This is a genomic window from Paraburkholderia sp. D15 (assembly GCF_029910215.1).
In the GTDB taxonomy this organism is placed as follows: domain Bacteria; phylum Pseudomonadota; class Gammaproteobacteria; order Burkholderiales; family Burkholderiaceae; genus Paraburkholderia.
This window is the reverse complement of sequence record NZ_CP110395.1, coordinates 95488-121420: the sequence shown is the minus strand read 5'-3', so window position 1 is coordinate 121420 and position 25933 is coordinate 95488. Positions and strand designations below refer to the sequence as shown.

23 protein-coding genes, 1 tRNA gene and 1 pseudogene are annotated in these 25933 nt (G+C 60.6%); 7 read left to right on the top strand and 18 right to left on the bottom strand.

Going from position 1 to position 25933, the window contains the following annotated elements:
* Positions 1–37: 37 nt before the first annotated feature.
* From htpX to def, 4 genes are all read right to left on the bottom strand, one after another.
* The gene (gene htpX, locus LFL96_RS00425) at positions 38–895 is read right to left on the bottom strand and encodes a zinc metalloprotease HtpX (protein ID WP_280996963.1); all 858 of its coding nucleotides are present in this window, start codon (positions 893–895) and stop codon (positions 38–40) included.
* Between the two features lie 102 nt (positions 896–997).
* Entirely contained in the window at positions 998–1657 is a 660-nt protein-coding gene (locus tag LFL96_RS00420; protein WP_280996962.1) for a LysE family translocator, read from the bottom strand.
* 114 nt (positions 1658–1771) lie between these two features.
* Complete coding sequence (fmt, locus tag LFL96_RS00415; protein ID WP_280996961.1) at positions 1772–2779, bottom strand: methionyl-tRNA formyltransferase; 1008 nt, start codon at positions 2777–2779, stop codon at positions 1772–1774.
* Between the two features lie 31 nt (positions 2780–2810).
* The gene (gene def / locus LFL96_RS00410; protein WP_280996960.1) at positions 2811–3314 is read right to left on the bottom strand and encodes a peptide deformylase; all 504 of its coding nucleotides are present in this window, start codon (positions 3312–3314) and stop codon (positions 2811–2813) included.
* A 244-nt stretch (positions 3315–3558) separates the two neighbouring features.
* Here def and dprA point away from each other — a divergent pair, with 244 nt between their 5' ends.
* The 3 genes from dprA to LFL96_RS00395 all read left to right on the top strand — a co-directional run bounded on the left by dprA (position 3559) and on the right by LFL96_RS00395 (position 8140).
* Positions 3559–4791, top strand: a complete 1233-nt coding sequence (dprA, locus tag LFL96_RS00405) for a DNA-processing protein DprA (protein WP_280996959.1) — start codon at positions 3559–3561, stop codon at positions 4789–4791.
* A 72-nt stretch (positions 4792–4863) separates the two neighbouring features.
* Positions 4864–5241 carry a thioredoxin family protein gene (locus LFL96_RS00400; protein WP_280996958.1) on the top strand — a complete coding sequence of 126 codons (378 nt, stop codon included), beginning with the start codon at positions 4864–4866 and terminating at the stop codon, positions 5239–5241.
* A 235-nt stretch (positions 5242–5476) separates the two neighbouring features.
* A complete protein-coding gene (locus LFL96_RS00395) occupies positions 5477–8140 on the top strand; it encodes a DNA topoisomerase III (protein ID WP_280996957.1) in 2664 nt (887 codons plus the stop codon).
* A 219-nt stretch (positions 8141–8359) separates the two neighbouring features.
* Here LFL96_RS00395 and LFL96_RS00390 read toward each other — a convergent pair whose 3' ends face one another.
* Complete coding sequence (locus LFL96_RS00390; protein ID WP_280996956.1) at positions 8360–9460, bottom strand: LysR family transcriptional regulator; 1101 nt, start codon at positions 9458–9460, stop codon at positions 8360–8362.
* Between the two features lie 360 nt (positions 9461–9820).
* Positions 9821–11677: a phosphoenolpyruvate carboxykinase (GTP) gene (locus tag LFL96_RS00385; protein ID WP_280996955.1), complete on the bottom strand. Its 1857-nt coding sequence runs from the start codon at positions 11675–11677 to the stop codon at positions 9821–9823.
* 379 nt (positions 11678–12056) lie between these two features.
* Between LFL96_RS00385 and LFL96_RS00380 the strand changes: the two genes are divergently transcribed.
* Positions 12057–13070: a D-2-hydroxyacid dehydrogenase family protein gene (locus tag LFL96_RS00380; RefSeq protein ID WP_280996954.1), complete on the top strand. Its 1014-nt coding sequence runs from the start codon at positions 12057–12059 to the stop codon at positions 13068–13070.
* An 80-nt stretch (positions 13071–13150) separates the two neighbouring features.
* Here LFL96_RS00380 and LFL96_RS00375 read toward each other — a convergent pair whose 3' ends face one another.
* Positions 13151–14026 (bottom strand): patatin-like phospholipase family protein, encoded by an 876-nt coding sequence (locus LFL96_RS00375; RefSeq protein WP_280996953.1) that lies wholly within the window; start codon positions 14024–14026, stop codon positions 13151–13153.
* A gap of 23 nt (positions 14027–14049) precedes the next feature.
* Entirely contained in the window at positions 14050–14454 is a 405-nt protein-coding gene (locus LFL96_RS00370; protein ID WP_280996952.1) for a PaaI family thioesterase, read from the bottom strand.
* A 203-nt stretch (positions 14455–14657) separates the two neighbouring features.
* Here LFL96_RS00370 and LFL96_RS00365 point away from each other — a divergent pair.
* Positions 14658–14733: transfer RNA gene (locus LFL96_RS00365), tRNA-Lys, on the top strand.
* A gap of 263 nt (positions 14734–14996) precedes the next feature.
* Here the strand turns inward: LFL96_RS00365 and LFL96_RS00360 are convergent.
* The 7 genes from LFL96_RS00360 to LFL96_RS37025 form a co-directional block, all read right to left on the bottom strand.
* Positions 14997–15662, bottom strand: coding sequence for a DUF799 domain-containing protein (locus LFL96_RS00360; protein ID WP_280996951.1), 666 nt, complete (start codon positions 15660–15662; stop codon positions 14997–14999).
* Positions 15663–15675: 13 nt separating this feature from the next.
* The gene (locus LFL96_RS00355) at positions 15676–16047 is read right to left on the bottom strand and encodes a DUF4810 domain-containing protein (RefSeq protein ID WP_280996950.1); all 372 of its coding nucleotides are present in this window, start codon (positions 16045–16047) and stop codon (positions 15676–15678) included.
* Positions 16048–16116: 69 nt separating this feature from the next.
* Positions 16117–16791: a CsgG/HfaB family protein gene (locus LFL96_RS00350; protein ID WP_280996949.1), complete on the bottom strand. Its 675-nt coding sequence runs from the start codon at positions 16789–16791 to the stop codon at positions 16117–16119.
* Positions 16792–17471: 680 nt separating this feature from the next.
* Positions 17472–18731, bottom strand: a complete 1260-nt coding sequence (locus LFL96_RS00345) for a hypothetical protein (RefSeq protein WP_280996948.1) — start codon at positions 18729–18731, stop codon at positions 17472–17474.
* A 930-nt stretch (positions 18732–19661) separates the two neighbouring features.
* A complete protein-coding gene (locus LFL96_RS00340) occupies positions 19662–20321 on the bottom strand; it encodes a hypothetical protein (protein ID WP_280996947.1) in 660 nt (219 codons plus the stop codon).
* A 228-nt stretch (positions 20322–20549) separates the two neighbouring features.
* Complete coding sequence (locus LFL96_RS00335) at positions 20550–20945, bottom strand: hypothetical protein (protein ID WP_280996946.1); 396 nt, start codon at positions 20943–20945, stop codon at positions 20550–20552.
* Between the two features lie 9 nt (positions 20946–20954).
* Positions 20955–22316, bottom strand: a complete 1362-nt coding sequence (locus LFL96_RS37025; protein ID WP_348638402.1) for a hypothetical protein — start codon at positions 22314–22316, stop codon at positions 20955–20957.
* A gap of 49 nt (positions 22317–22365) precedes the next feature.
* Between LFL96_RS37025 and LFL96_RS37020 the strand changes: the two genes are divergently transcribed.
* Positions 22366–22581, top strand: a complete 216-nt coding sequence (locus tag LFL96_RS37020) for a hypothetical protein (RefSeq protein WP_348638401.1) — start codon at positions 22366–22368, stop codon at positions 22579–22581.
* Between the two features lie 171 nt (positions 22582–22752).
* Here LFL96_RS37020 and LFL96_RS00325 read toward each other — a convergent pair whose 3' ends face one another.
* The gene (locus tag LFL96_RS00325; RefSeq protein WP_280996945.1) at positions 22753–23076 is read right to left on the bottom strand and encodes a hypothetical protein; all 324 of its coding nucleotides are present in this window, start codon (positions 23074–23076) and stop codon (positions 22753–22755) included.
* A 423-nt stretch (positions 23077–23499) separates the two neighbouring features.
* On the opposite strand from LFL96_RS00325, the pseudogene LFL96_RS00320 reads away from it, so the two are divergent.
* A pseudogene (locus LFL96_RS00320) lies at positions 23500–23545 on the top strand (hypothetical protein); the annotation flags it as partial.
* A 52-nt stretch (positions 23546–23597) separates the two neighbouring features.
* Here the strand turns inward: LFL96_RS00320 and LFL96_RS00315 are convergent.
* Together LFL96_RS00315 and LFL96_RS00310 are read right to left on the bottom strand one after the other, a co-directional pair.
* Positions 23598–23822, bottom strand: coding sequence for a hypothetical protein (locus tag LFL96_RS00315; protein WP_280996944.1), 225 nt, complete (start codon positions 23820–23822; stop codon positions 23598–23600).
* Between the two features lie 2 nt (positions 23823–23824).
* Positions 23825–25930 carry a hemagglutinin repeat-containing protein gene (locus tag LFL96_RS00310; protein WP_280996943.1) on the bottom strand — a complete coding sequence of 702 codons (2106 nt, stop codon included), beginning with the start codon at positions 25928–25930 and terminating at the stop codon, positions 23825–23827.
* Between the last annotated feature and the right edge of the window lie 3 nt (positions 25931–25933).

Genomic DNA, 25933 nt, shown 5'->3' with positions numbered 1-25933 from the left:
CTCGCCTTTCGTTACAGCGCCTGAACGCCGCGGATGCTTATTCGAAGCGCCCCGTACGCGCCATTTCCATCAGACGCGCCACGCGTTCTTCAGTCGCCGGGTGGGTCGAAAACAGATTTGCGATGCCGCCGCCCGACAGCGGATTCATGATCATCATCTGCGCCGTGGCTGGGTGCTGCTCGGCCACCGGAAACGGAATCCCGCTCGCATAGCGATGAATCTTGTCGAGCGCCGACGCCAGCGCCTGAGGATCGCCGGAAATCTGCGCGCCGCCACGGTCGGCTTCGAATTCGCGCGCACGCGAAATCGCCATCTGGATCAGCGCGCCCGCGATCGGCGCCAGCAACGCCACCGCAATGCCCGCGATCGGATTCGTGGGACGGCCGTTTTCGTCGCGGCTGCCGAAGAACATGGCGAAGTTCGCCAGCGCGGAAATCGCGCCCGCCATCGTGGCCGACACCGTCGAGATCAGGATGTCGCGATGCTTCACGTGCGCCAGTTCGTGCGCCATCACGCCGCGCATTTCGCGCTCGGACAACACGCGCAGAATGCCGGTGGTCGCGGCCACCGCCGCGTGCTCCGGATTACGGCCAGTGGCGAACGCGTTCGGCGCGTCTTCGTTGATCAGGTAGACGCGCGGCATCGGCAGATTCGCACGCGTGGCGAGTTCGCGCACCATGCGGTAGAACTGCGGCGCGCTGGTTTCGTCGACTTCCTGCGCGTTGTACATGCGCAGCACCATCTTGTCCGAGAACCAGTACGAGAAGAAATTCATGCCGAGCGCGATCACCAGCGCGATCGTCATGCCGCGCGATCCGCCGATCATGCCGCCGATCACGATGAACAGGGCCGTGATCGCGGCCATCAACATCGCGGTTTTGACCCAATTGAACATGTCTGCTACTCCTTGCCCCTACGCGGGTTCATATCTGCACCACCACATGCGGCGCTCGATTGTAAGCGAATTGTTAGATATGGGCGCGTACGGAAAATTCAATTATCTCGATGCCGTGGCCAGCTTGATGCCGAGCCCGACGAACGCGCTGCCGACGCCGCGATCGAGCCACTTCTTCAGCGACTGCTTGCCGGCGAAGCGCTGCGTCACGCTTCCCGCGATCCAGGCGACGAAGCTGTTCCACACCATGCTCATCACGACGAAGACGCCGCCGAGCGTGAGGAACGCCAAGGCTTTGTGGTCGCTGCCGGTGGTCACGAACTGAGGGAAGAACGACACGAAAAAGAGCACGACCTTCGGATTCAGCACGTTGGTCCAGAACCCTTGCAGGAACAGCTGCCGCAGCGATTTGGCGCCGCCGGCCGCGCGCGCCTCGCCCGTCGCCTGCGTGGCCTGATCGGCTTGATCGTTCGCCGGCTTGGCCAGCAGCAGACGCACGCCGAGATACATCAGATAAATGGCGCCGACGAATTTGATGACGGTGAACGCGGTAGCCGATGCGGCCAGCAGCGCCGTCAGGCCAAACGCGCAGGCGAGCGAATGCACGCAGCAACCCGCCGAAATGCCGAGCGCGGACATCAAGCCCGCACCCCGCCCTTGCGCCACGCTGCGCCCGACGATGTAAGCGGTATCCGGGCCGGGCGTCACGTTCAACAGGAAAACGGCGACGACGAAAAATCCGAAATGGGTGATGCCGAACATGAAAATCCTCGATACGTAGGCCACTGCATGCAGGATTTTAACGCGCGGGAAGGGTGTGACGCAGGGTCTCGAGCATCGGCCGGATGGGGGATGTTCAAGACCCGCGGGACGCGGTTATTTTGCGTCGGGAAGCTGGAAACGCTGGCCCGTGGCCAGCGTCGAGCCGGCCAGGAATTCGCGCACCGGCAGACGCTTGCCGCCGGGTTTCTGCAACTGCGTGAGACGTAGCGCGCCTTCGCCGCAGGCCACCAGCACGCCTTCGGCCGATACATCGACGATGGTGCCGGGGGCTTTACCGCTGGACGCATTCGTCGAGGCGGGAACCGCAGCCGGAGCCGTGGCGGCCCAGATCTTGATCGACGTGCCGTCCTCCAGCGTGCCGAGGCCGCCGGGGAACGGATCGAACGCACGCACCTGGCGCGCGAGTTCGGCCGCCGGGCGACGCCAATCGAGCGCGGCTTCGTGCTTGCCGATCTTCTCGGCATAGGTCACGCCATCCGCCGGTTGCGGCGTGGCGGCCAGCTTGCCGCTGCGTTCGAGTTCGATCAACGCGTCGACGATCAGCTTCGCGCCGTCTTGCGCGAGACGGTCGTGCAAGGTCGCGGTGGTGTCCTCTCCAGCGATTGCCGTGCGCGCTTCCGAGATCATCGCGCCGGTGTCGAGGCCGACGTCCATCTGCATCAGCGTGATGCCGGTTTCGGCGTCGCCCGCTTCGATCGCGCGATGAATCGGCGCCGCGCCGCGCCAACGCGGCAACAACGAAGCGTGGATGTTGATGCAGCCATGCGGCGGAATGTCGAGCACTTCCTGCGGCAGGATCAGGCCGTAGGCGGCCACGACCATCACGTCGTGCGGCGTGGCACGCAGTTGCTCGATCGCGGCAGCGGCTTCCTCCGGATACTTGCCGGCGCGACGCAACGACGGCGGCTGCGCGACCGCGAGGCCGTGTTCTTCGGCGTAGCGCTTGACCGGGCTCGCCTGCAACTTCATGCCGCGACCGGCCGGGCGGTCCGGCTGCGTCAGCACGAGGGGCACCGGAAAGCCGGCGTCGTGAATCGCGGCCAGCGCGGCCGCGGCGAACTCCGGCGTACCGGCAAAGATGACGCGCAACGAATGACTCATGTACGGGTGGGCAGTAGACGGTTGGCGCGCGTTACATCGCGTGGGCGAGCTTCTTCATCTTGCTCTTGATGCGCGTCTGCTTCAGCGACGACAGATATTCGACGAACACGCGGCCCATCAAGTGATCCATTTCATGCTGGATGCACACCGCGAGCAGGCCTTCGCAGTCCAGTTCGAAGGTTTCGCCCTGCTCGTTCAACGCGCGCACGCGCACCTGCTCGGCGCGCTCGACGTTGTCGTAGATACCCGGCACCGACAGGCAACCTTCTTCCGACAGTTTCCGCTCGTCGCTCGACCAGATGATTTCCGGGTTGATGAACGCGAGCAACTGGTCGTGCGTGTCCGATACGTCGATCACGATCACGCGCTCGTGCACGTCGACCTGGGTGGCGGCGAGCCCGACGCCGGGCGCCGCGTACATGGTTTCGGCCATGTCCTTGACGAGGCGACGGATGCGGTCGTTGACCGTGTCGACCGGCTTCGCGATCTTGTGCAGCCGTTTGTCGGGGTAATTGAGGATATTCAGTAAAGCCATGATTTCGAGTGTGATTTTAGGCGCCGCTGACCTTGGGAAGGCTTGCGTTAGCCATTCGGCCAGGTTGTAGACAGACTGCGTTCCGCACAGGATAGATGCTGTCGAACCGGTTCGATTCAACGCGCCAACCAGCGCGATACGACGAGCCCGCGCGGGTGGGCGCGGCGCTACTGTTATTTCGGATGATGAAAATTTTAGCATGGCGCCCGCCTGCCCGCTGGCCCTGCAGGAGGAACGACCCGCAATGCACAGCTTGCCTGCAACCCATCTTGAACTCGCCGCGTGGCTGCGGCTGTCGCTCGCTCCCGGCCTGAAACCCGCCGCGCTACGTCTGCTGTTATGCACCTTCGGGCTGCCGCAAGCGATTCTCGAGCGCTCGCCGGACGAACTGGCGGAAGTCGCCGGCATGGCCGCGGCGCGCGCGGCGCTGGCGCCGCCCGGTCCGTCGTTCGACGCCCAGCTCGACGCGGTGCTCGCCTGGCGCGCATCGGCCGGCAATCAGCTCGTCACGCTCGACGACCCGGCGTACCCGCCCGCGTTGCTCACCATGCCCGATCCGCCGCCGCTGCTATATATAAAGGGACGGCTGGAGCTGCTGCATGCCCGCGCGGTTGCGCTGGTCGGCAGCCGCAGCGCGACGCCGCAAGGCGTCGAGGACGCGGAACGGTTCGCGCGGGAGCTGTCGGCGGCCGGCGTGACGATCGTGTCGGGCCTCGCGCTCGGCATCGACGGTGCGGCGCATCGCGGTGGACTGACGGGAGTCGGCAGCACGGTCGCGGTGATCGGCACCGGCGCGGACCTCGTGTACCCGTCGGCGCATCATTCGCTGGCGCGACGCATCGCCGAGGAAGGCGCCATCCTGTCCGAATGGCCGCTCGGCACGCCCGCCCGCGCCGCCCACTTCCCTCAGCGCAACCGGCTGATCGCGGGGCTGGTCAGCGGCGTGGTGATCGTCGAAGCGGCGATGCGCTCCGGCTCGCTGATCACCGCGCGGCTCGCCAACGAGATGGGACGCGACATTTTCGCGCTACCAGGGTCGATTCACGCACCGTTGTCACGCGGCTGCCATCGCATCATCAAGCAGGGTGCGAAACTGGTGGAAACGCCCAGCGAGGTGCTGGAGGAACTTGGGTTTGCACGCCAGCCAGCGGCGGCGCAAGCGACGGAAGCGGCGCACACGGCGAGAATGAGCATCGCGCCGACAGCGGGGAACGCAGCGGCGCCAACGACCGGAGCGCAAGCCGGGCAGGTTGAATCGGGGACTACCGCTCCCGGCACCGTCGAGACGGAAAAACTCCTCGCCGCACTGGGTCATTCACCGGCCACGCTTGAAATTCTGGCCGCCCGAACCGAGATGGAGGACTCCGCGCTGCAGACCGCCCTGCTGCAACTCGAACTCGCCGGCCAGATCACGCTGCTGCCGGGCGGACGCTTCACACGGGCGAGCCGCGACCGTCCTCACTCCGGCCCGGGTTGATCACTCGCGTGGAACGGCCATGCTACATTCGCGCCAAAGCACCCGACACAATACGTAACGTAAGGAACCACCATGCCCGCGCTGAACCTCGACACCGACCAGGACCGGATCGCCGAGCGTGTCAACGAACCCGACACGCTGCTGGTCGCCTGCCTGTGCGCGGAGTGGTGCGGGACCTGCCGCGATTACCGGGACGCCTTCGACAAGCTGGCCGAGCGTCATCCGGAGATCTGTTTCGCATGGATCGACATCGAAAACCACGCGGACCGTTTCGACGATCTGGATGTCGAAAATTTTCCGACCATCCTGATCGAAGACTCGGTAACGACACGATTCTTCGGCACGGTATTACCGCAGGTGGCGATCGTGGAGCGGATGTTGTCCGACCTGACGGCGGTGCCGGGCGTCAGCGGCGCGCCGAAGCTGCGTCCGGCGCTGACGGTCGCCTGAGCGGCAAGACCACCGGCATGGGCGTTGCGGGCCGTTCACGGCGCGTTTTCCGCAGCTTGCCCAGGCGCCAGGCGCGCAATTATGATGGCGCGCTTTTATGGCACTTGACACGCCGCCCGCGCGGCGTGTGCTATAAAGCGGTCGTTAATGGGTCGCAAAGGTCGCAAACGAGGGTCGCGCTGGCAAAAGCGCACTCAAGGCCATCAACCCGGATCTACCAACCTCACATCGAGTCATGTCCAAAGCACTGATCATCGCCGAAAAGCCTTCCGTCGCGAACGACATCGCGCGCGCTTTGGGCGGTTTTACCAAGCATGACGAGTACTACGAAAGCGACGACTACGTCCTTTCCTCGGCAGTCGGCCACTTGCTGGAAATCGCCGCGCCCGAAGACTATGAAGTCAAACGCGGCAAGTGGAGTTTCGCCAATCTGCCCGTCATCCCACCGCATTTCGATCTCAATCCGATCGCCAAGAGCGAGTCGCGCCTGAAGGTGCTGACCAAGCTGCTCAAGCGCAAGGACGTCGACCGCCTGATCAACGCATGCGACGCGGGGCGCGAGGGCGAGCTGATTTTCCGCCTGATCGCGCAGCACGCTAAGGCCAAGCAGCCGGTGCAGCGTCTTTGGCTGCAGTCCATGACAGCCGGCGCGATCCGCGACGGCTTCGCCCGTCTGCGCAGCGACGAGGAAATGCAACCGCTCGCCGACGCCGCGCGCTGCCGTTCGGAAGCCGACTGGCTGGTCGGCATCAACGGCACGCGGGCCATGACCGCGTTCAACAGCAAGGGCGGCGGCTTCTTCCTGACCACGGTCGGGCGGGTGCAGACGCCGACGCTGTCGATCGTCGTGGAACGCGAGGAAAAGATTCGCCGCTTCGTGCCGCGCGACTATTGGGAAGTGAAGGCGGAGTTCGTCTGCGCCGGCGGCTTCTACGAAGGCCGCTGGTTCGATCCGAAATTCAAGCGCGACGAGTTCGATCCGGAGAAACGCGATTCGCGTCTGTGGGCGCTGCCCGCAGCGGAGACGATCGTCGCGGCTTGCCGTGGTCAGATCGGTACGGTCACGGAAGAGTCGAAGCCGTCCACGCAGCTGTCGCCGGCGCTGTTCGACCTGACCAGCTTGCAGCGCGAAGCCAACGGCCGTTTCGGTTTCTCGGCGAAAAACACGCTGGGCCTCGCCCAGGCGCTGTACGAAAAGCACAAGGTGCTGACCTATCCCCGTACCGACGCGCGCGCGCTGCCGGAAGACTATATGGATACGGTCAAGCAGACGCTCGGCATGCTCAAGGAGAGCAACAACTATCTGCCGTTCGCCAAGCAGGTGCTGGACAAGGGCTGGGTGAAGCCGAACAAGCGCATCTTCGATAACTCGAAGATCAGCGATCACTTCGCAATCATCCCGACGCTGCAGGCGCCGAAGAACCTCTCCGAACCGGAACAGAAGCTGTACGACCTGGTCGTGAAGCGCTTCCTCGCGGTGTTCTTCCCGGCGGCCGAATACCGCGTGACCACGCGGATCACGGAAGTGGTCGGCCATCACTTCAAGACCGAAGGCAAGGTGCTGGTCGAACCGGGCTGGCTGCAGATCTACGGCCGCGAAATCAGCGGTGAAGACGCGAACCTCGTGCCGGTGCAGAAGGACGAGAAGGTCAAGACCGACAAGATCGCCGCGCATCAACTGGTGACGAAGCCGCCCGCACGCTACAACGAAGCGACGCTGCTGTCGGCTATGGAAGGCGCGGGCAAGCTGGTCGAAGACGACGAGCTGCGCGAAGCGATGGCCGCCAAGGGGCTCGGCACGCCGGCTACGCGGGCAGCGATTATCGAAGGCCTGCTCGGCGAAAAGTATCTGGTCCGCGAAGGCCGCGATCTGATTCCGACCGCCAAGGCCTTCCAGCTGATGACGCTGCTGCGTGGCCTCGGCGTGAAGGAACTGACCGCGCCGGAATTGACCGGCGAGTGGGAATACAAGCTGTCGCAGATGGAACGCGGCAACCTGCCGCGCGACGCGTTCATGCAGGAAATCGCCCGCATGACGCAGACCATCGTCAAGCGCGCGAAGGAATACGATTCCGACACGATCCCGGGCGATTACGCGACGTTGGAAACACCCTGCCCGCATTGCGGCGGTCAGGTGAAGGAGAACTACCGGCGTTTCGCCTGCTCGAAATGCGAGTTCTCGATGTCGAAGATTCCGGGCGGACGTCAGTTCGAAATCCCGGAAGTCGAAGAGTTGTTGCAAAACAAGACGATCGGTCCGCTGTCGGGTTTCCGCAGCAAGATGGGCCGGCCGTTCTCGGCCATCCTGAAACTGTCCTTCGACGACGAAATCAAGAACTTCAAGCTGGAGTTCGACTTCGGCCAGGATGCCGGCGGCGAAGACGGCGAACCGCCCGATTTCTCCGATCAGCAGCCGGTCGGCGCATGTCCGAAGTGCAAGGGCCGCGTGTTCGAACACGGCATGAGCTACGTCTGCGAGAACTCGGTCGCGAATCCGAAGACCTGCGACTTCCGTTCGGGCAAGGTGATCCTGCAGCAGGAGATCGCCCGCGAACAGATGGCAAAGCTGCTCGAAGAAGGCCGTACGGACCTGTTGACGAATTTCAAGTCGTCGCGCACCGGACGTAACTTCAAGGCGTTCCTCGTCAAGCAGAACGACGGCAAGATCGGTTTCGAATTCGAGAAGAAGGAACCGTCGGCCAAGACGGCGGCGAAAACCGCGGCAGCGAAGTCGGCTGCCAAGGCCGCGCCGGAGTCGGACGAGGAAGACGCGGCGGTCGCGGTGAAGGCGGTGCCGGCAGCGAAGAAGGCAGCGGCGAAGAAAGCGCCGGCGGCTAAAACCGCAGCGGCCAAGAAAGCGCCCGCGAAGAAAACGGTGGCGCGTAAAACGGGTTCCTGATCGATAGCGGTGGAAGTGGAAGTGAAAGCGGAGGCGGCCCGACGGCTGCCCCGCTGCCTCTCCCGGTCGATTCACCCTGTCGTACCCGCCACGAAAAAAGGCGCAATCACTCTCGTGACTGCGCCTTTTTCTTTATCTACCGTCGCGCGCTGATCGAAACTCGCGCGCCTGAAAATCAAAAACGCTTCGCCGTCGGATCGAAACCGCGTCGGCGACAACTTACAGTGTCGACAAAACGGTGGAGCGCGTGCGCCCTGCCGGTTTCGTCAGCGATGTGGCCGGCAACGGCGGCAACTCGCTATCCAGCAGACGGGACAACGGCTCGGCGCCGTCGAACGCTTCCGGCATGTGATCCGCGGAATCGAACGAAGACGACGCGTCGGGATGTCCCACACCGCCCTTGATCCACTGCTCGCCAAGCACGCTGTTCGGCGTCTGGCTGAAGTGCTCGACCAGATGGTCGATGAACGTGCGGACCTTCGCCGGCAAGTGACGGCGGCTCGGATACGCAATGTTGATTTCGACCTGCGGCAAACGGTAGTCGCCGAGCAAACGCACGAGCCTGCCGCGCGTCATATCACGACCGATCAGATAGCTCGGCAGAATCGCGATGCCCATGCCGAGCAATGCAAACTGACGCAGCATTTCCGTGTTGTTCGCAACGATCACGTTCGACGGCCGCACCCGCACTTCGCCTTCCGGTCCCGTGAAGACACGCTCGTCGCCCCAATACTCGGACGGCAAGCTGAGGCACGGATGCTCCAGCAAATGCTCGGGACGCGTCGGCGTGCCGTGCTTCTCCAGATACGCCGGCGTCGCGCACACGGTCATGCAGCCGGTCGTGAGACGACGCGTGACGATGCTCGCACTGCGCATCTGCCGCGCAATCACCACGCCGACGTCGAACCCTTCCTCGACCAGATCGACCTGACGATCGACCAGCGTGACGTCGGGAATCACTTTCGGGTAACGCTCCGCGTACGTTTGCAGCACGGGCGCGAGGTTATGCAGCCCGAACACCACCGGCGCGACGATTCGCAGCGTGCCGACGGGCTCGTGATTGCGCGCCACCACCATCTGTTCGACGTCTTCCAGTTCGTCGAGAATCTGGCGCGCGCGTTCGAGATAAACCTGACCGGATTCGGTCAACGACAAGCTGCGGGTTGTGCGATTGAGCAGTCGCGTACCCAGACGGCCTTCGAGGTCGGCAACGTGGCGCGTGGCAACTGCATTGGAAATGTCCATCGCGCTCGCAGCGCGGGCAAAACTGCCGAGATCCGCCACCCTGACGAAAACTCGCATCGACTGCAAATGATCCATAAGACAACTCCTGCCGTGTTACAGCTTCCTGACAATTAGTGAAAACCAGTGAAGCGAACTTGGAATTCTCCTACGACTCGCGAAATCGTGCATAAGTTGCCCGCAAATGCGGAAATATTGTCGATTTTTGTGCCACTGTGTTCCCCAATAAAGGGCATGAGCGCGGATTGTTCCCGGAAAGGAAACAATCTGCTGCACCGCAGCTTGCTCTGTCTTTTTTGTTCGAACAGACGTAAAGGTGAGCCCGGCATTGCAGGATCGGAAAACTCTCGACGTGACGTCGTGGCGACATGAAAAAACCGCCCGAAGGCGGTTTTTTCAAGGAGAGATGCGGAGTGAATACTCACATGATCGGCATGATCACGCGGCGAGCTTGCCTTCGAGCGCGCTCTTGGCCTGTGTCAGCGCTTCAGGCAGGCCATGTTGCAGTGTGTCAAACAACTCGGCGTGCAGGGCGAGTTCGGCGCGCCACGCAGCGTCGTCGACGGAAATGACTTGCTCGAATTGCTCGCGGCTGAAGTCGAGGCCGCGCCAGTCGATGTCGTCGTAATGCGGCGACAGGCCAAATGCGTGTTCTTCGCCCCCGGCCGTCCCCTCGATGCGGCCGACCATCCAGCCCAGCACCCGCATGTTCTCGCCGAAGCCCGGCCATACGAACTTGCCGTCCGCGCCCTTGCGGAACCAGTTGACGCAGAAGATCTTCGGCAGCTTTGCGTTCAGTTGCGCGAGGCGTTCGCCGGTTTTCAGCCAGTGGCCGAAGTAGTCGCTCATGTTGTAGCCGCAGAACGGCAGCATCGCGAACGGGTCGCGCCGCACGACGCCCTGTTGGCCCGCCGCGGCGGCGGTCGTTTCGGAGCCCATCGTCGCGGCCATGTAGACGCCTTCGACCCAGCTGCGCGCCTCGGTCACCAGCGGCACCGTGGTGGAACGGCGGCCGCCGAAGATGAACGCGTCGAGCGCGACGCCTGCCGGGTTTTCCCAATCGGCGTCGATCGACGGGCATTGCGCGGCCGGCGCCGTGAAGCGTGCGTTCGGATGCGCCGCCTTGCGGCCGCTTTCCTTCGCGTCGGCCGGCGTCCAGTCCTTGCCCTGCCAGTCGATCAAATGCGCGGGCGGTTCGTCGGTCATGCCTTCCCACCAGACGTCGCCGTCGTCGGTGAGCGCGACGTTCGTGAAAATCACGTTGGCCTTCAGCGTGGCCATCGCGTTGAAGTTGGTCTTTTCGCTCGTGCCCGGTGCAACGCCGAAATAGCCCGCTTCCGGATTGATCGCGTAGAGGCGGCCGTCCTTGCCCGGCTTGATCCACGCGATATCGTCGCCGATCGTGGAGATGGTCCAGCCGTTCAGGCCTTCCGGCGGAATCAGCATCGCGAAGTTGGTCTTCCCGCATGCCGACGGAAACGCCGCCGCCACGTGATGCTTGCGCCCTTGCGGCGAAGTCACGCCGAGAATCAGCATGTGCTCCGCAAGCCAGCCTTCGTCGCGCCCCATCGTCGACGCGATCCGCAGCGCGAAGCATTTCTTGCCGAGCAGCGCGTTGCCGCCGTAGCCCGAGCCGTAGCTCCAGATTTCGCGCGACTCCGGGAAATGAACGATGTACTTGGTGCTGTTGCACGGCCACGGCACGTCTTTCGCGCCGGCCGCCAGCGGCGCGCCGACCGAGTGCACGCATGGCACGAACTCGCCGTCCTCGCCGAGCACGTCGTACACCTTGCGGCCCATGCGCGTCATGATCCGCATGTTCGTCACCACGTACGGGCTGTCGCTCAGTTCGACGCCGATATGCGCGATCGGCGAGCCGAGCGGGCCCATCGAAAACGGCACCACGTACATCGTGCGGCCGCGCATCGCGCCGTCAAACAGGCCGTCGAGCGTCGAGCGCATTTCCGCCGGCGCGATCCAGTTATTCGTGGGGCCCGCGTCTTCGCGGCGTTTGGAACAGATGAAGGTGCGATCTTCGACGCGCGCGACGTCGGACGGATCGGACCAGGCGAGATAGGAATTGGGACGTTTGGCGGGGTTGAGCTTTCTGAGCGTACCGGCTTCGACCATTTGCGCGCACAGCCGTTCGTATTCCTCCTGCGATCCGTCGCACCAAACAATCTGGTCGGGCTTGGTGAGCGCGGCCACGCGCTGCACCCAGTCGAGCAGCTTCCGGTGCTTGACCCACGCGGGCGCCTCGACGACGGGCTGTCCTTCGAATGAGGGATGATTCATCGACTTGTCTCCGTTTTGAAAGCGAATAGAAAAACGGTACAAGCCCAATAGGACGCTGCATGCGAGAGGCGTTCAATGCTTGACGCCGGGGCGACTCCGACCCGGCGCACGATTGTGCAGGTCATCATGGGCCACACAGCTTGCTGAGCGGAAACGCCCGCCGACGGCCTTCTGCAACCGTCTGTAAAGCGGCTTGCCTCAACACGCAACAAACTGTTAAAAACGATGTCAATCGACCTTGCCGTGGCGCTGCCGTTCTACGCGGCAGCTTCTACGGTAAGGCATCCAGCCAGACCGGCATGTGACCTAGGTCACATGGTGGGACAGTCAGCATAACACTCCGTTCCGCACCGTCATGGTGCGCCGCAAGACACATACCATGAAGATTGCCATCCTCGACGATTACCAGGACGCCGTCCGCAAGCTCGACTGCTTTCAACTGCTGGCCGACCACGAGGTCAAGGTTTTTAACAACACCGTGCGCGGTCTCGGCCAACTGGCGAGCCGCTTGTCGGAAGTCGACGCGCTGGTACTGATTCGCGAACGTACCCGCATCAACTCGCAACTGCTCGACAAACTGCCGCGTTTGCGCATGATCAGCCAGACCGGCAAGGTATCGAGCCATATCGATCTGGCGGCCTGCACGGAGCGCGGCATCGCCGTGCTGGAAGGCAGCGGCTCGCCGATCGCGCCGGCCGAGCTCACGTGGGCACTCATCATGGCGGCCCAGCGGCGCATTCCGCAATACGTGGCAAACCTTAAGCAAGGTGCCTGGCAGCAGTCGGGGCTGAAGACCTCCGCGTTGCCGCCGAACTTCGGTTTGGGTCAGGTGCTGCGTGGTCAGACGCTGGGGATCTGGGGCTACGGCAAGATCGGGCGGCTGGTGGCCGGCTACGGCAAGGCGTTCGGCATGAACGTGCTGATCTGGGGCCGCGACCATTCGCGCGAAGCCGCGCGCGCCGACGGCTACGGCGTCGCCGAGAGTCGTGAAGCGCTGTTCGAGCAGAGCGACGTGTTGTCGCTGCATCTGCGTCTGCACGACGACACGCGCGGCATCGTCAAGCAGGAAGACTTGATGCGGATGAAGCCGACCGCGTTGCTCGTGAACACGAGCCGGGCCGAATTGCTCGACGAAAACGCGTTGGTGAATGCGCTGTCGCACAACCGTCCGGGGATGGTGGCCATCGACGTGTACGAAAGCGAGCCGATTCTGCAGGGCTACAGCCTGCTGCGGATGGAGAACGTGATCTGCACGCCGCACATCGGGTACGTGGAGCGCGAGAGCTACGAGCTGTATTTCAGCGCGGCGTTCAAGAACATCCTCGCCTTCGATGCCGGCGATACGGCCAGCGTGGCGAATCCCGAGGCGTTGCAGGGTGGACGCCGGCGGTAAGTTTTTGCGGCGGGGGCGTCGGAAGCGTCGGTGAAGGATGCGCTTGTGTCGCGGCTAAGGGCTGCCGCTCCCCGCTTCACTCAATGCGCTTCGTGCGCGCCGGCTTCCATCAGCGCCGGCATACGTTCAAGGAACGTTTCCCCATCGCCGCGGCCGAGGTTGTATGCGTGCACCATCTGCGAAGGGCTCGTGTAGTCCCAACTCGAAATCGGCACCTTGCGCGACGGCTGCACGTAGATCCGCTGCTGCACGCCGTGCGGCACCACGAACATCTGCGGGCGCGGATAGAGACGCGTGACCATGACCAGCACGTTGCCGGGCACGTCGGCGTCGAGCGCGCCGACCGGGACATTGTCGACCATTCCGCCATCCAGCACCGGACGCCCGTTACGCCGCAAAACCGGCGTGAACGGCGGCGTACTCGACGATTGCAGGATCAGATCCGCCAGATCCTCGACACTCGCGCAATCCTGCGCGCGCACGAATTCCGGATGAAAACCGAGCGAGCGGCCAAGCGTCGGATGCAGCGTTTTGCGCACGTATTTCTCGATGTTGTACGCGATAAGTCCCGCGGCGACCGCGCTGCGCGCGCCGAGCCAGCGCGGCAGATGCGACACGCCGATACGGATCTCGGGCGCGTCGGCGAGCGTCGAGAATTTTTCACCGTAGATGTCGAGTAGCGCCTGCCGATAGATCCGGTAGTGCGGAAACACCGACTCGCCGCGCAGCAGGTTGCCCCAATAGGCGTTGCGCGTGTTGTGACGCAGCGCATCTTCGTAGTAGCGCATTACCCAGTCGGAGTCGCGCGTGTAGAGCATGCACGCGGTCGCGGCGCCGGCCGAAATACCGGTGATGACGCGCGGCCGGATTCGCAGCTCCGGCTGCACGACGTCCCAGAAACCCGCTTGCCACCAGCAGCGGTTGCCGCCGCCGGCGAATACGACCTGATCGAACATCCCGTTTTTTTCCTTTGATGCGGCTAGTCGAGCAGCGCGTACGTCGTGGTGGCGTGGACGGCCATGTTGCCGGATTCGTCGAACAGCTCGACCTCACCGAACACCAGGTTGCGGCCCATGCGCAACACGCGCGCGGTGACCAGCACGTCGCCCTTGCGGACCGCGCGCATGAAATTGATGTTGAGCGAGACCGTGCTCATCGGCTTGAAGCCGCCGAGCGCGGCGGAGATGGCGACGATCATCGCGGTGTCGGCGGCGGCCATGAAGACCTGACCGCAGATCACGCCGCCCGAGTGACGCAAGCCGCCTGAGAACGGCAGACGCAGCGTCGCGCTTTCTTCGTCGACCTTCTCCGGCGTCAGCGTGAGCGACCGGACCCAAGGCGCGAGGATGCGGTCGAGCAACTCGATAATCTCTTTCTCATCCATGGCAATCCTCGGTGGAAAGCCGCGTGACAGCTCGCGCGGCAAGGTTTTCGCGACATCATACCGGGACGAGGAAGGGCGCGCGTTTTTAAGGGCCATGCGGCTGCCGAGGGAGTCCTCGATCCATTCGCTGCAAATATTTTTAAGAAATCTGCGAAAGGGACTTGGCAAGGCGGGAAAGTTACTGCATAATTTCGCTTCTGTTGGGGGCGTTAGCTCAGTTGGTAGAGCAGCGGACTCTTAATCCGTAGGTCGAGTGTTCGAGTCACTCACGCCCCACCAAGTATTACGAAGCCCGGTTAGCGAAAGCTGACCGGGCTTTTTGTTTTGCGGTGCTTGCTGAGTTCCAACAGGGTCGCAGCAACATCGATCATTCGCCCAGCAGCGACGCCGCGAAGAATGCACCAGGCGCGTTGGCGCCAAAGCAAACGCCACATCGCCTGCCTGCCAAATCAAAAAGCCCGGCCATTAAAAATGCCCGGGCTTTTCTTTACACAACTCACGGGCGTCGCGCCTCACCGCGCGAAGCGCCCTACGCCAAAACCTCAATCCGTCCCGTACTTCGGCGACCGCGGACCATAAAGCAAACCGGTCGGCGGCCCCGCGTGCAGCAGTCGATAGCTCGTGACACCCGCGATATCGTGGCTCTTGTCCGTCAGCGAATTCGAAATCTGCTTGATCGCCGCCACCACGAGCATGCCGATCAACCCGCCGCCGCTATTGTTATTGCCTTCGTTGCTATTGGCGGTCGCGCTGCCTTGCCAGAGCACGTCGCCCGATTTCAGGTCGACGAGCCGCGCCGATGCCGAGACGATCGTCACGCTATCCAGCACGCGATACGACGTACCGAACTGCGTGATCTTCGAATACAGCACCGCGTCGGCACCAAAGATCTCGCGCAGCTTGGCGGGCGACGTCTGCTGGATATCGCCGGCCGTCGTCAGGCCGTTCTGCTTGAACGTCTCTTCCATGACCGCGACCGGAATCACGTAGTAGCCCGCTTCGGCGAGCGGCATGGTCATCTGCGACATCATGCTGTTCGACGCCTGCACGTCCGTCGTGGTGTTGTCCGGCGGCAAGATGAGAATCGAGCGCGGACGCGCATTCTTGAATGCCGTGTAATCGGCGTTCTTCACCGGATGCACGCACGCCGACAGCAGTGCGAGCGCGGACAGGGCAAGCCAGAGCTTGAGCGAAAAGAATTTGGACATATCGGCGGCTCCCTTATTGTTGTTTCGGCTTCTTCATCAGGAAATCCATATAGGTCGACGCTTCCGGAAACAGACTCTTCTCGGTGTCGAATTCCTGCATGGCTTGACCGTCGTTGCCGACCGTCGCGTAGAGCATGCCCAGTTGCGCATGGAAGCCCGGCGGCGTCGCATTGCCCTTCGCGCGAATCTGCTGGGCAGCCTTGTTGAGCGCGTCGAGTTGCTCCTGCGGCGCTTTCTCGCCCTTCAGGTAGTCGTAGACCGCAGGCTCATAGCCGCTCCATTGATACAGCGGCGGCGTGCCGGGATTCGCGCATCCCGCGAGCGCCAGCGTTGCAGCTGCCGCAACCGGCAGACAGATTCCCCGAATCGGGCCCGTGTATTTCATGTAAAACCCCGTTGCGTAGTTATTGTGTTGAAGCTTGAGTGATGGATCGAATGCTCTTACGTGCGTGGATTAGCGCGCGGGCTTGAGTGCGCCGGCGTCGACCTGGTCACCGAGGTGATTCACTGCTTCCTGAATCGCCAATTCGAGCACCTTGCCGTTCAGCGTGGAGTCGTAGCTGGCCGTGCCGCCGAAGCCGATGATTTCGCGGTTGGACAGACTGAACTCGCCCGCGCCCTGGCTCGAAGCCACGACTTCGGAAGTGGTCGTATCGACGACGTTCAGGCTCACCTTCGCGTAGGCCACCTGGTTTCTGCCGCTGCCGAGAATGCCGAACAGCTGGTGATCGCCGACTTCCTTGCGGCCGAATTCGGTCACGTCGCCGGTGATCACATAGTTCGCGCCCTTGATGGTTTGCGCTTTCTTCGCGAAGCCCGCTTCCTGGCGGATCTCGTCGAGGTTGTCGCGATCGAGCACGTTAAAGCGTCCGCTTTGTTGCAGCGACGTGATCAGGATGGTCCGCGACTGGCCGCCCAAACGGTCGATGCCGTCCGAGAAAATCCCACGCATATAGCTCGAACGATTGTCGAACTTGCCGACAGCGATCTGCACCGGCTTGTTGACGGCCGGCCGCTGCACGGCGACCGGTGGCGCGATCGGCAGCGTGCGCGACGATTCCGTCGCGCAACCGCTCAATGCGACGATGGCGGCGGCGAGAACGGCGCCGTACTTTCGGGTCGTGTTCATTGAAACTCCTGCTGGTGGAACGGTGATGAAAAGGTGAAGTCCGGTATTCGCGCGATTGAGGCGGCTTGCGTTTGCGCGATTCGGGTGACGAATGCGAATGCGTTATTGGCGCTATTGGTGTATTCGGCGTTATCGGCTCGGCTCGTGGCGATAAGAGATCGCGACGTTTGTGTTGCATCGCCTTGCGTTGGAGCACGATCTCGTTCTTCACATCGCTTCACGTCATGTCGCGCATCACGCCGCGGCTATAAGCCTCGCCATGTAGGGGTGTGCACGAATGGGAATGCGCGATGCGCAGGTTGGACGAGCATCGAAGCGCGCTCAGGACGAGCGCTGCGCTCGCGAACGTTCTTTGGGCCTTGCATGACTTTCCTTCCCGACGTATCGATGCACGTGCGGGCCTTTTCGGTGCGGCCGGTGGAACCGCTTATTTAAGTTTGTATTCAACGACTCAGCCGCGTTATCGGCAGCTTTCGGAGAAACTTTAGTGCGAGGGAGTATTCGAATTACTCGATATGCATGGAATATCCAATCAGCATTGTGTGACGATGTTCATAGCGGATTTTTATGCCTTTTCCGCCGCACAGATTGCAATCGCCCAGAAGCCGGATCAATTGCACGCGCGAAAAGCGCGCGCAATTTGATTCCATCGGCGACATCAGCACATGCCTGCAATCGCGCTAGTTCAGCACTCGCTTTCCATAAATCCATTCGATGCTGCCATACGGTGCAAGGCGATTGAGACCGTCCAGTTTTGCTTTGCTCCCGGCTTCATTGCCTTTGACGAATTTGAGGTACGCACCGCTGTAGAACAAAGTTTCAGCAAAAGCATCCTGCTGATCCGAACCCGTCATCTTCGCGGTGATCTTCACCACTTCCATGATGGTGTCTTCACCCTGGTACATGCGAAGCAGAGGGCCGTAATATCCCTTGTCGTTAGCGGCGTAGTACAAAGCCCGCTCTTCAAGCATCGGGTTGGCCAGCGACGCATTGTTGGCTCGCGTCATGATGTATCGATACACCAGGCTGCGGTACGCATAGAAGTCCGCTCCTTCGAGCGGGGACTCGGCGTCTGCCAGCGTATTGATGGCGTTCTGCCATTGCTCCAACTGCATATACGAGAAGGTTGCGGTGATAAAACCCTCGGTGAATGTGCCCAGTGCAACGGCGCGTTGCGCAACGGGTTGCGCGTTAGCGGCCTTACGTGTGCGTTCAAGTTCAGGCTTCAGCAAATTCAGCGCGCCTTGCGGATCGTTGCGATTGAACAGAATGCCGGCTTTGGTCGCGATCAGACTCGCACGCTTCGACGTATCGAGCATCGGCAACGCGCGGTCAATGACGACGAGCGCTTCGTCGGGCTTTCCGAGCGGGTCGAGTTCGGCCGCTTCGCGATTCATCGCGACTGCTTTATCCGAGGGTGAAGTCGCAGCGGCCTCTTCTTTACGTGCCTTTTCCAGCGCTTGTTCATGCTCGGCCTTGAGAAAATTCTCAATGCCGTATGGACGCCCGTATCCAGGCTTGCCTTGCTTGCATTGCAACGGATACGCTCCCACCGCGACCGGTTTGGATGCGTTCGTGATGTCGGACACATGTTGCGAACAGCTTTCCGTCCCGTTGAACACGAATTCGACGAGATAGGTTTTCGCCTTTTCCGGCGTGAATGCGGTGACTATTGGACCGCAGCTGGAAAATTCGGGATTAGGGCGGCCCTCGTCAGACGGCGACCCGCTATAGCCTTTGATCTGAATCGGTGTTCCGGGCTTCACATATCGCTCACGCGAGGCTTCCGAGCGGCTGACTCCCCGTTGGATCGACTCGTTCATTTTTGCTATCCACGGCAGCAGCACGTCTCGTCCGCTGTAGAACACTCGTCCGACGGGCTTGAAGTCTGTACATGGATCGCTCGAATCGCTTGTCCAGTACATCACGCCGTCTGCCATGCCTTTCGATCGGAAGATGAGTTTTGCATCGTCATCGGAATGATCGGCGGACGGCGTTGCGGGGGCGGGAGCTGACGGCTGAGTTGTCGCGGATGTCGCCGGCGTGTTCGATGGATTGCGTGGATGATGCGCACACCCGGAAGTTAGTATTGCCAAGCTTGAGAGAAACGCGACGGCGGTGAGTGAGTGGTGATCTCGCATTGAAGATGCGCGGGCCGGGCGGTGTTCGTGCGACTGTTGTCGTGGCGTTTGGCTTCAGACAGATGCGGCTCGCTATCTTTCGCATTGTAAGGCACAACGCTTTGCTGATGGGCCGCTTAGGTGACTGAAAAAGCTATGGGTGGTGCCGCTGATGATCGGGCCGTTGTCGTTTTCTATTGAACGGGTTCGACGGAGCTTTCAGTCTGACGTTTTCTATCTTGTATGAGCAGCTAGCGTCAAGGTGTTTTGCTTAGCAGAAGACCAACGTTCTCATTTGAGTCAATCGACATAACCGGCTCCTGATACGCTTCCATGTCGTCGCCTAGCCATCGCTCCCGCGCCCGTTTTGCGTGAAATCTCGCGACGACGCGGGACTCGTCCACACTGATGATAGCCGTCAAGCACATCGTGACACGCACGCTGTTCCACACACGGAAAACTTGCGTCACGAATTGAGTCGCCTGGTGGAGCGACTCTTCCGGTTCGTAGTCTGCAATATGCAGTGAGTTGGCAAAGCATTCGTACGCAGTGCAGTCCGCAAATGCTGACCTCGGCGTTTTTGCCATCGAGGAGAGTGCTCGCAAGCTGTGGCATCCGTTGCGCGAGTCAAATCCACTTTCCGCGATGCTCACAAGCGCTGGAACAAGGATGCGGTCTGACCGTAGCTCGTCCAGTAATCGCCGCATCGGTAGATTTGCTTCCATCGTATCTTCAGGGTATCTAACGATGTTAGTCAACGATGCGCTCCAACACTGCCGGAATTGCCAGCGCAATAAGTCCTACCTGGGGATCGTCAAAGTATCCGACTCGTTGAAGTACTATGCCGCCATTGCCTGCGACCGTTGAGATCAAGTCACTATCCCGATTTCGGTCCCCGGTCCATCCCAACGAGATAGGAAATTGCCAATCACTGCTCGCAGGACGAGCGACAATGTACGTACACGATCCTGGAGTCGTTGTCAGAGACACAAGAGGATACATAGAAGCATCAAGCCGCACAGCTCCAAAAAATTTGAGCTTGCCGTCTTTCTCGACAACGGATTCGATACGCTCGGTTGCAGCGTCGAAATCTATCCCTCGAGCCTTCAACGAATTGAACAGTTTTCTGTAGCGCACGATCCTTGTATCGCTCAGCCATACAGAGTCACCGACCATCAGCCAGCAATCGTAGTTATTCAGCCGCTCTAATACTCGTTTCAGCACAAAGTCGAGTACCTCGACAAATGCTGCACTGGATCCTGTCCTATCCGTGGTCCATTCCGTCGCACTGAGACAAAGATCGTCAGGAAACATCTCGCGCCGGAGGAAGACGAATTCATTGTCAGCGAACGCATCTAAGGTCGACAGGATGTTTATGTCAGTAACCACAGTGATTTCCCGCAGGATCATTCAAGTAAGGATCCCAATTTTGGCCGTTTCCTCGCGACAGTCTTGCGACAACTGCGATCTGGATTGTGGCAGTCCTACAGCAGCTATCAGAATCTAACCAACACGAATTGATGCTGACAGATTCATTGAAGGTTTTTTCCAGCATTGTTTGACCATCCTCAATAGCGACAATTTCAACTGGAAAGCAAAACTTGCCGGCGTAGCTGGTCCAATTTTACGCGGGAATCACTACCACCATATCGGAAATTGCCCGATTTGGTTTTTTATGTGCGCCATTGTATCTTCGTCAATTGACGAGCCAAACGATACAGCCACAGTGGTTCCGTCTAGGCTGCTGCGCTTGATTTCCCATGACAGCTCCAACACTCCAGCCGATCTACAGAATCGCAAAATGAAATAATTATTCATATCGACGAGACTGGCTCCCGCTGCATCGAGATCATTCATTCCCGAAACAAACCCGTCCCAACTGGAACAAGTAAACCATAGGCTGCTTTGGTAACTAATATTTTGCCCAAACTGCTCTATCTCCGCAGAAATTTTAAGCCGCATCGACGGAATGTACTCGTCTGTTTCGATTACATCAAAACTCAAATGGAGCGGCTTCTCAATCTTGACATCCATATATTTATCTCACTTACCTGTAGGCAAAGCATGAATCAGCACGGGAAGCTGCCCGGCTTGCCGTGGCGGAGCAAACTTTAATTCCCAACCGTTGAAATTGATCAATTGATTGTATGGCACACCATCTTTGGTAACAGTATTAACCGCACCTTCCAGGCTCTCAAGTTGTTGTTGTGTCGCAAGTCGAACAATTTCCGGTGGATTGTTCTTTGCAATCATCTGAGCATATTCCGCAATGTGCTCCGTCGCATTCCCATGCACCCACACACTCTGTCCGTTTTCCAGTACCAACTCAAACGATTTTGGAAGCACTGAGCCAGGATAAACCGGTTGAGTCGCGACAATTGAATCCCACACCGTACCTGTTTTCGCTGCTGCGCCTTCAATCACCACGCTCGGCGTTATCGACTTTGTCACGATCGCAGCAGCGGTTTCCAGCGTAATGATGCCACCATTGACTGCCGCCGCAGGATTCGACAACGCCAACGCCAAAGCTTCCGGTCCCAACACAGCAAGAGCGGGCACTGAGGCAACGATTGCCATTGCAGCGGCCGCAGTTATGGCATTCTTACCGCTCGCCTCATTGATTTGGTTCTGCACCGTAATCAGTTGCTTGACCTGCTCGTCAGAGCAGGTACCTGTCGCACAGAACGACTTCAGCAGATCGGTTGTCAGTAGATTTTTCTTCGGCGCAAAAATGCTAACCTGATTATTCTCAACCTCAATCTTCCCCGCCCCCGCTGCCGTCGCCACATTCTGACCCGACACCGCCGCCACGCCGGCAACAAGGCTCGTTACCAGACTATCGCGCGCCTCGCGATCACTCGTCGTCATCCCGTCAGTCGGCTTAAGCAGGCTCCCAAGCACCGAACTCGTTGCCGCCCCCAGCGCACCCGCCCCGCAACTCTGGCTGCTGGCCGCCGCCCCCGCGCAACCTACAATCGCATGAAGTGCCGCCCGCGCGCTCTCGTCCTGTAACCCGTCGGCGATCTTCTTGACGCCATTCGCGCCCAGCTCCTGCAGGTACGCAATCGTCGCGCTCTGCGCGAACTGGCCCATACCGCCCGTCACGTTCCCACCGGCAGCCACGGACAACGCCGTCAGCACCTGACGATACGTCCCGCCCGGTCCCCAGTCGGCGTTCAGTTCGTCGGCCTTCTGCTGCGCCGCGGCTCGCTGCTCCGGCGAGAGTGCGGGATTGCTTGCCTCCTTCTTCGCGGCATCCGCTTCCGCCGCGCGGTTAGCGACGAACGTCCCCGTCTGGTTAATGAACTGACTCGCGATATCAAAGCCAGCCTCGATCTTGTCCTTGTCGAAGATCTGCGCGAGCGGCGCCCCCGTATTCGACGTGTCCCGATTCACGCTGGCCACGGTCTCATCCGCCGTCTTGCCGGTGAGGTTCTATTGACCGGCCTGATCAGTGATCTTGATCGTGCCGCCGCTGATGCCGCTGCGCGTCGTCGAACTCGAATCGCCCGAAGCGCTGAGCGCCACCGGAGGCGCGGCCGTGAATCCTCCGTCGCTCTTCGGCAAGGTCGTACCCGGCACCGGGTTGACGTTGTCCGCCGTACCCTTCTGGTTCTTGCCGATCGATCCGCCATACCCGCCCGATACGCCGAGCGACGATGCGTCGTAAGCCGCATGATTCTCGATAGGTCGTGAGCGTGCCGGTACTCACGCTGTTCACGCCGTCCTGCACAGCCTTATCGCTACTCGCGACCACGACGGCGATGTCACTGACGACAAAACGTAGAGTCTTTCGCCGTGCTATCTGACTACTCTCAGCTTCAGTATTGCTCTCACGAGGCTAAGCGACTTTCGGGCAAGCGATATGCCTAAGTCCATACTTTCCCTCGTCTTCGCGTGGAAACCATCCATAATCGTCGGATACGATCCGTTGACCACAAAGGAAGCATCTATCCGGCCAACCACACTTACGCCACTCGCCTATTACCGTGAACGGCGCTCCATGAGCATGCGCCGTCCATTCCTTTTTTGAAAATCCCAGCATTTCTACAACAGGAGGATCGGCCGCGGTTAGGTTGTCCATATACAAATCATAAATTTGTTCGGCCTCCTCTGGCGTTACCCGATTGGCATTCAATTCGTCAAGTAAATCGCGCTTTTCCATTTTTTGTCACCTATTCAATCGTCGTCCTGGAACTGCGGGCTTATATAGATCACCGGTTCCGGGTCCGCAGATCCCAAAGTGAAGCCCACGCTTGTCGTAGACCTCAATGTCGTTATGAACCGCCGACGATAGGCGGCTAATGAAGGAAGACATCAGCGATGTAAACGAAGCGCGGCCAGTGAGTGTTACGAGCCCTCACTGGCCGCTGACCACCACCAACTCACCAAAGGAGTTGACTATGGCTGACGCCAATTTTATTGCATTGCCCACTCATCCCGAACGACACGCTACCGTCCAGGAACTCATGCGCTGGCGACCCTCTTGGAAACCCGGCAGACCCTGGCGAACACCACGGTTTTTCCCGTGGCTGTGCATTGCCGGCATCTGACTTGAACACGCCGGCTTCCCGCCAGGCCAGCGCGTAAGAGTCCAGGTCGAGCACGGCAGGCTCGTCATCACGCCGGATTGAAACACGCCACGAACAGCAAACCCGGCTGCGGCCGGATTCGCTGTTTGTTACGTCAGGTACTCATACCCATCATCTTCCCCGCGACATTTAGCGGTTCCGGGTAGACGATCTGCTGCTTGTCAAGAACGCAAGTCAGCAACTCATAAGCCACACCATACTCGCCGAATTCAATATATTCAGCCACATCGTTGCGATCTTGCTCAGAGATTTCTCTCTCAACTTGCACGAGAGATTCACGCATCAATCGTTCAATCTCGTCAAAAGGTTCTTGTTGCATCGTCATTTCGGATTTCTAGGAACATTTGTCGGAAACGCCGTAACGATTCCGCCACCCTTACTCGCCGGCTCGATAACTACACGAATGTCGATGCCATCGCGAGAGCCATTCTTAACTATTCTGCCACTGGCTTGAACTGTCTCAGGAATGGACGGGTCTGTAGCGATATCGGAAACGGTGTTCATAATTTTCGAGGCCGACCAGTTTTCCGGAAACACTGACTTACCGGGACCACCTGGCCATTGGTGACCTCCGCCCGTTGAGTCCCCGGTCAATATATGGCTCGTTCGATCGGGCGACGCCAGATTGACGTCACCTGAACCATTGCCTCCTGCCTCGTTATCGCCGTTCCCACTACTGATCGTAGCGTTACTCGGCACATACCCCGCCGATCCCGGCGACACAATCGGCGGTGTGATGATACAGGCTGCGCTAGGTGGGCACGCCATCATTGGCGGCGTCACCACCGCCCCCGCCGACCCACTCGGCGGCTTGCCGCCGTTCATCGCGGTCGTCAACGGATCGGCATCGGCAGGGGCGCCCTGCCCACCATTCGCGATGATCTTGTCCAGTACACCATTCGCGAGATTCACCGCGCCTCGGGCCGCCGATTTGATCTCCTGCACGCCCCGATCGCCGCTGCGCAACCAGTCATCGCTTGCCAGATCCGTCAGCGTGTACACAAATCCGCCTGCATGCTTCAGATCGTTCTGCTCGCTCGTATAACCCGCCCCTCGTTGCTGCGAGGCCATTTCCCCGGCCTTGTCCGGATTCATGTCCGACATCTGCGACGCGCATTGCACCAGATAGCACGCTGCATCCGCCAGACGTTGCTGCTCTTCGGGCGACTTTCCTTGTTGCAGATCCGCCAGCTTCTTCTTTTCGCCAGGATGCAATTGCCGGTTATACAGATCCGCCCCCAGCGCCCCATTCGCGCCGCTCATCGCGCCACCTGTACCGCCCAGCGCTCCACCCAGTGTCGCGCCCGCAGCGCCCGCCGCAATGTTCGACAAGATACTGGTGCCAAGCGTATCCGGCAGCGCCCCAGTCACTGCATTGCTGGCTATATCGCCGGCAATCGTCCCTCCAGCCGCACCCAACACATTCCCGCCGCCCAGCGCAGCACCAACCCCTGCCACAATCGCATGCGTGCCGATCCGTCCCGCGCCTTCGTTGCCCCATAGCGCGTACTGAGACTGCGCCGCCTGGAGGTCCGCCTTCGCCTGCTGTTCAGCCGCCGTATCACCAGACTCCTGCGCCGCTTTCAACCGGCCATTCGCGTCGTCCATTTTCTTGCGCGCGCTGTCCTGAAGCGCCCCGGCAATATCCCCCGCCACCTGCATCCCAACCTGCACGGCCCCCTGCTGAACCGCCATATCATCGCCGACCTTGCGCGCATCGAACGTGTTCTGCACCGAGCCATTCGCGTTCGCCGTATCGCGGCTCAACCCAGCCGTGCTGTCATGACCCGTCCCCGCATCACCGCGCACGGTAATCGTCCCCGGACTCACCGCCGCGTACGTCGTACCCGACGCGCTGTCGCTCGTCCCCGCCATCCCGAAGCCACTCGGCCCGAGTCCCTGCGAGTTCTGCGAACTGGACGTGTTATTCGCCGACTGCTTCACCGGCGTATTCAGATTCACCGCATCCTTCGTGCTCTGCCCGACACTGCCGCTCGCGCTGAACCCGATCGTCGAACCCGAATACTCCGCATGGTTCTCGAGGTTGCTAAAACCCAGCGTCTGCGTCGACAGCGAGTTCTTGTCCGCCGTCGCCGTGCTCGCAATCGCACCGCCATCGAGCTGCGTATGGTTGCCGACGTTGATGTTGTACCCGCCATCGCCCGCAAAGAATCCGCTCTGCTGATTCACCGACTGGAAGCGGTCCTTGATCGTCTGATCGCTGAAGCTCGCCGAACCCTGTGCCGTCGTCCCGTAGCAGATCGGCGGAATGCACAGGCTCACCTGGAACCCGCCGCTCGTCTGCTTGCTGTCGTACGTGTTGGTGTCCTGCTGGCTCGCGATATTCAGATCGCGCCCGACATTCACCACCACCGTATTGCCCGACACCTCCGCGCCGCGCACATTCGTGTCGCGTCCGCTCGTCACCGT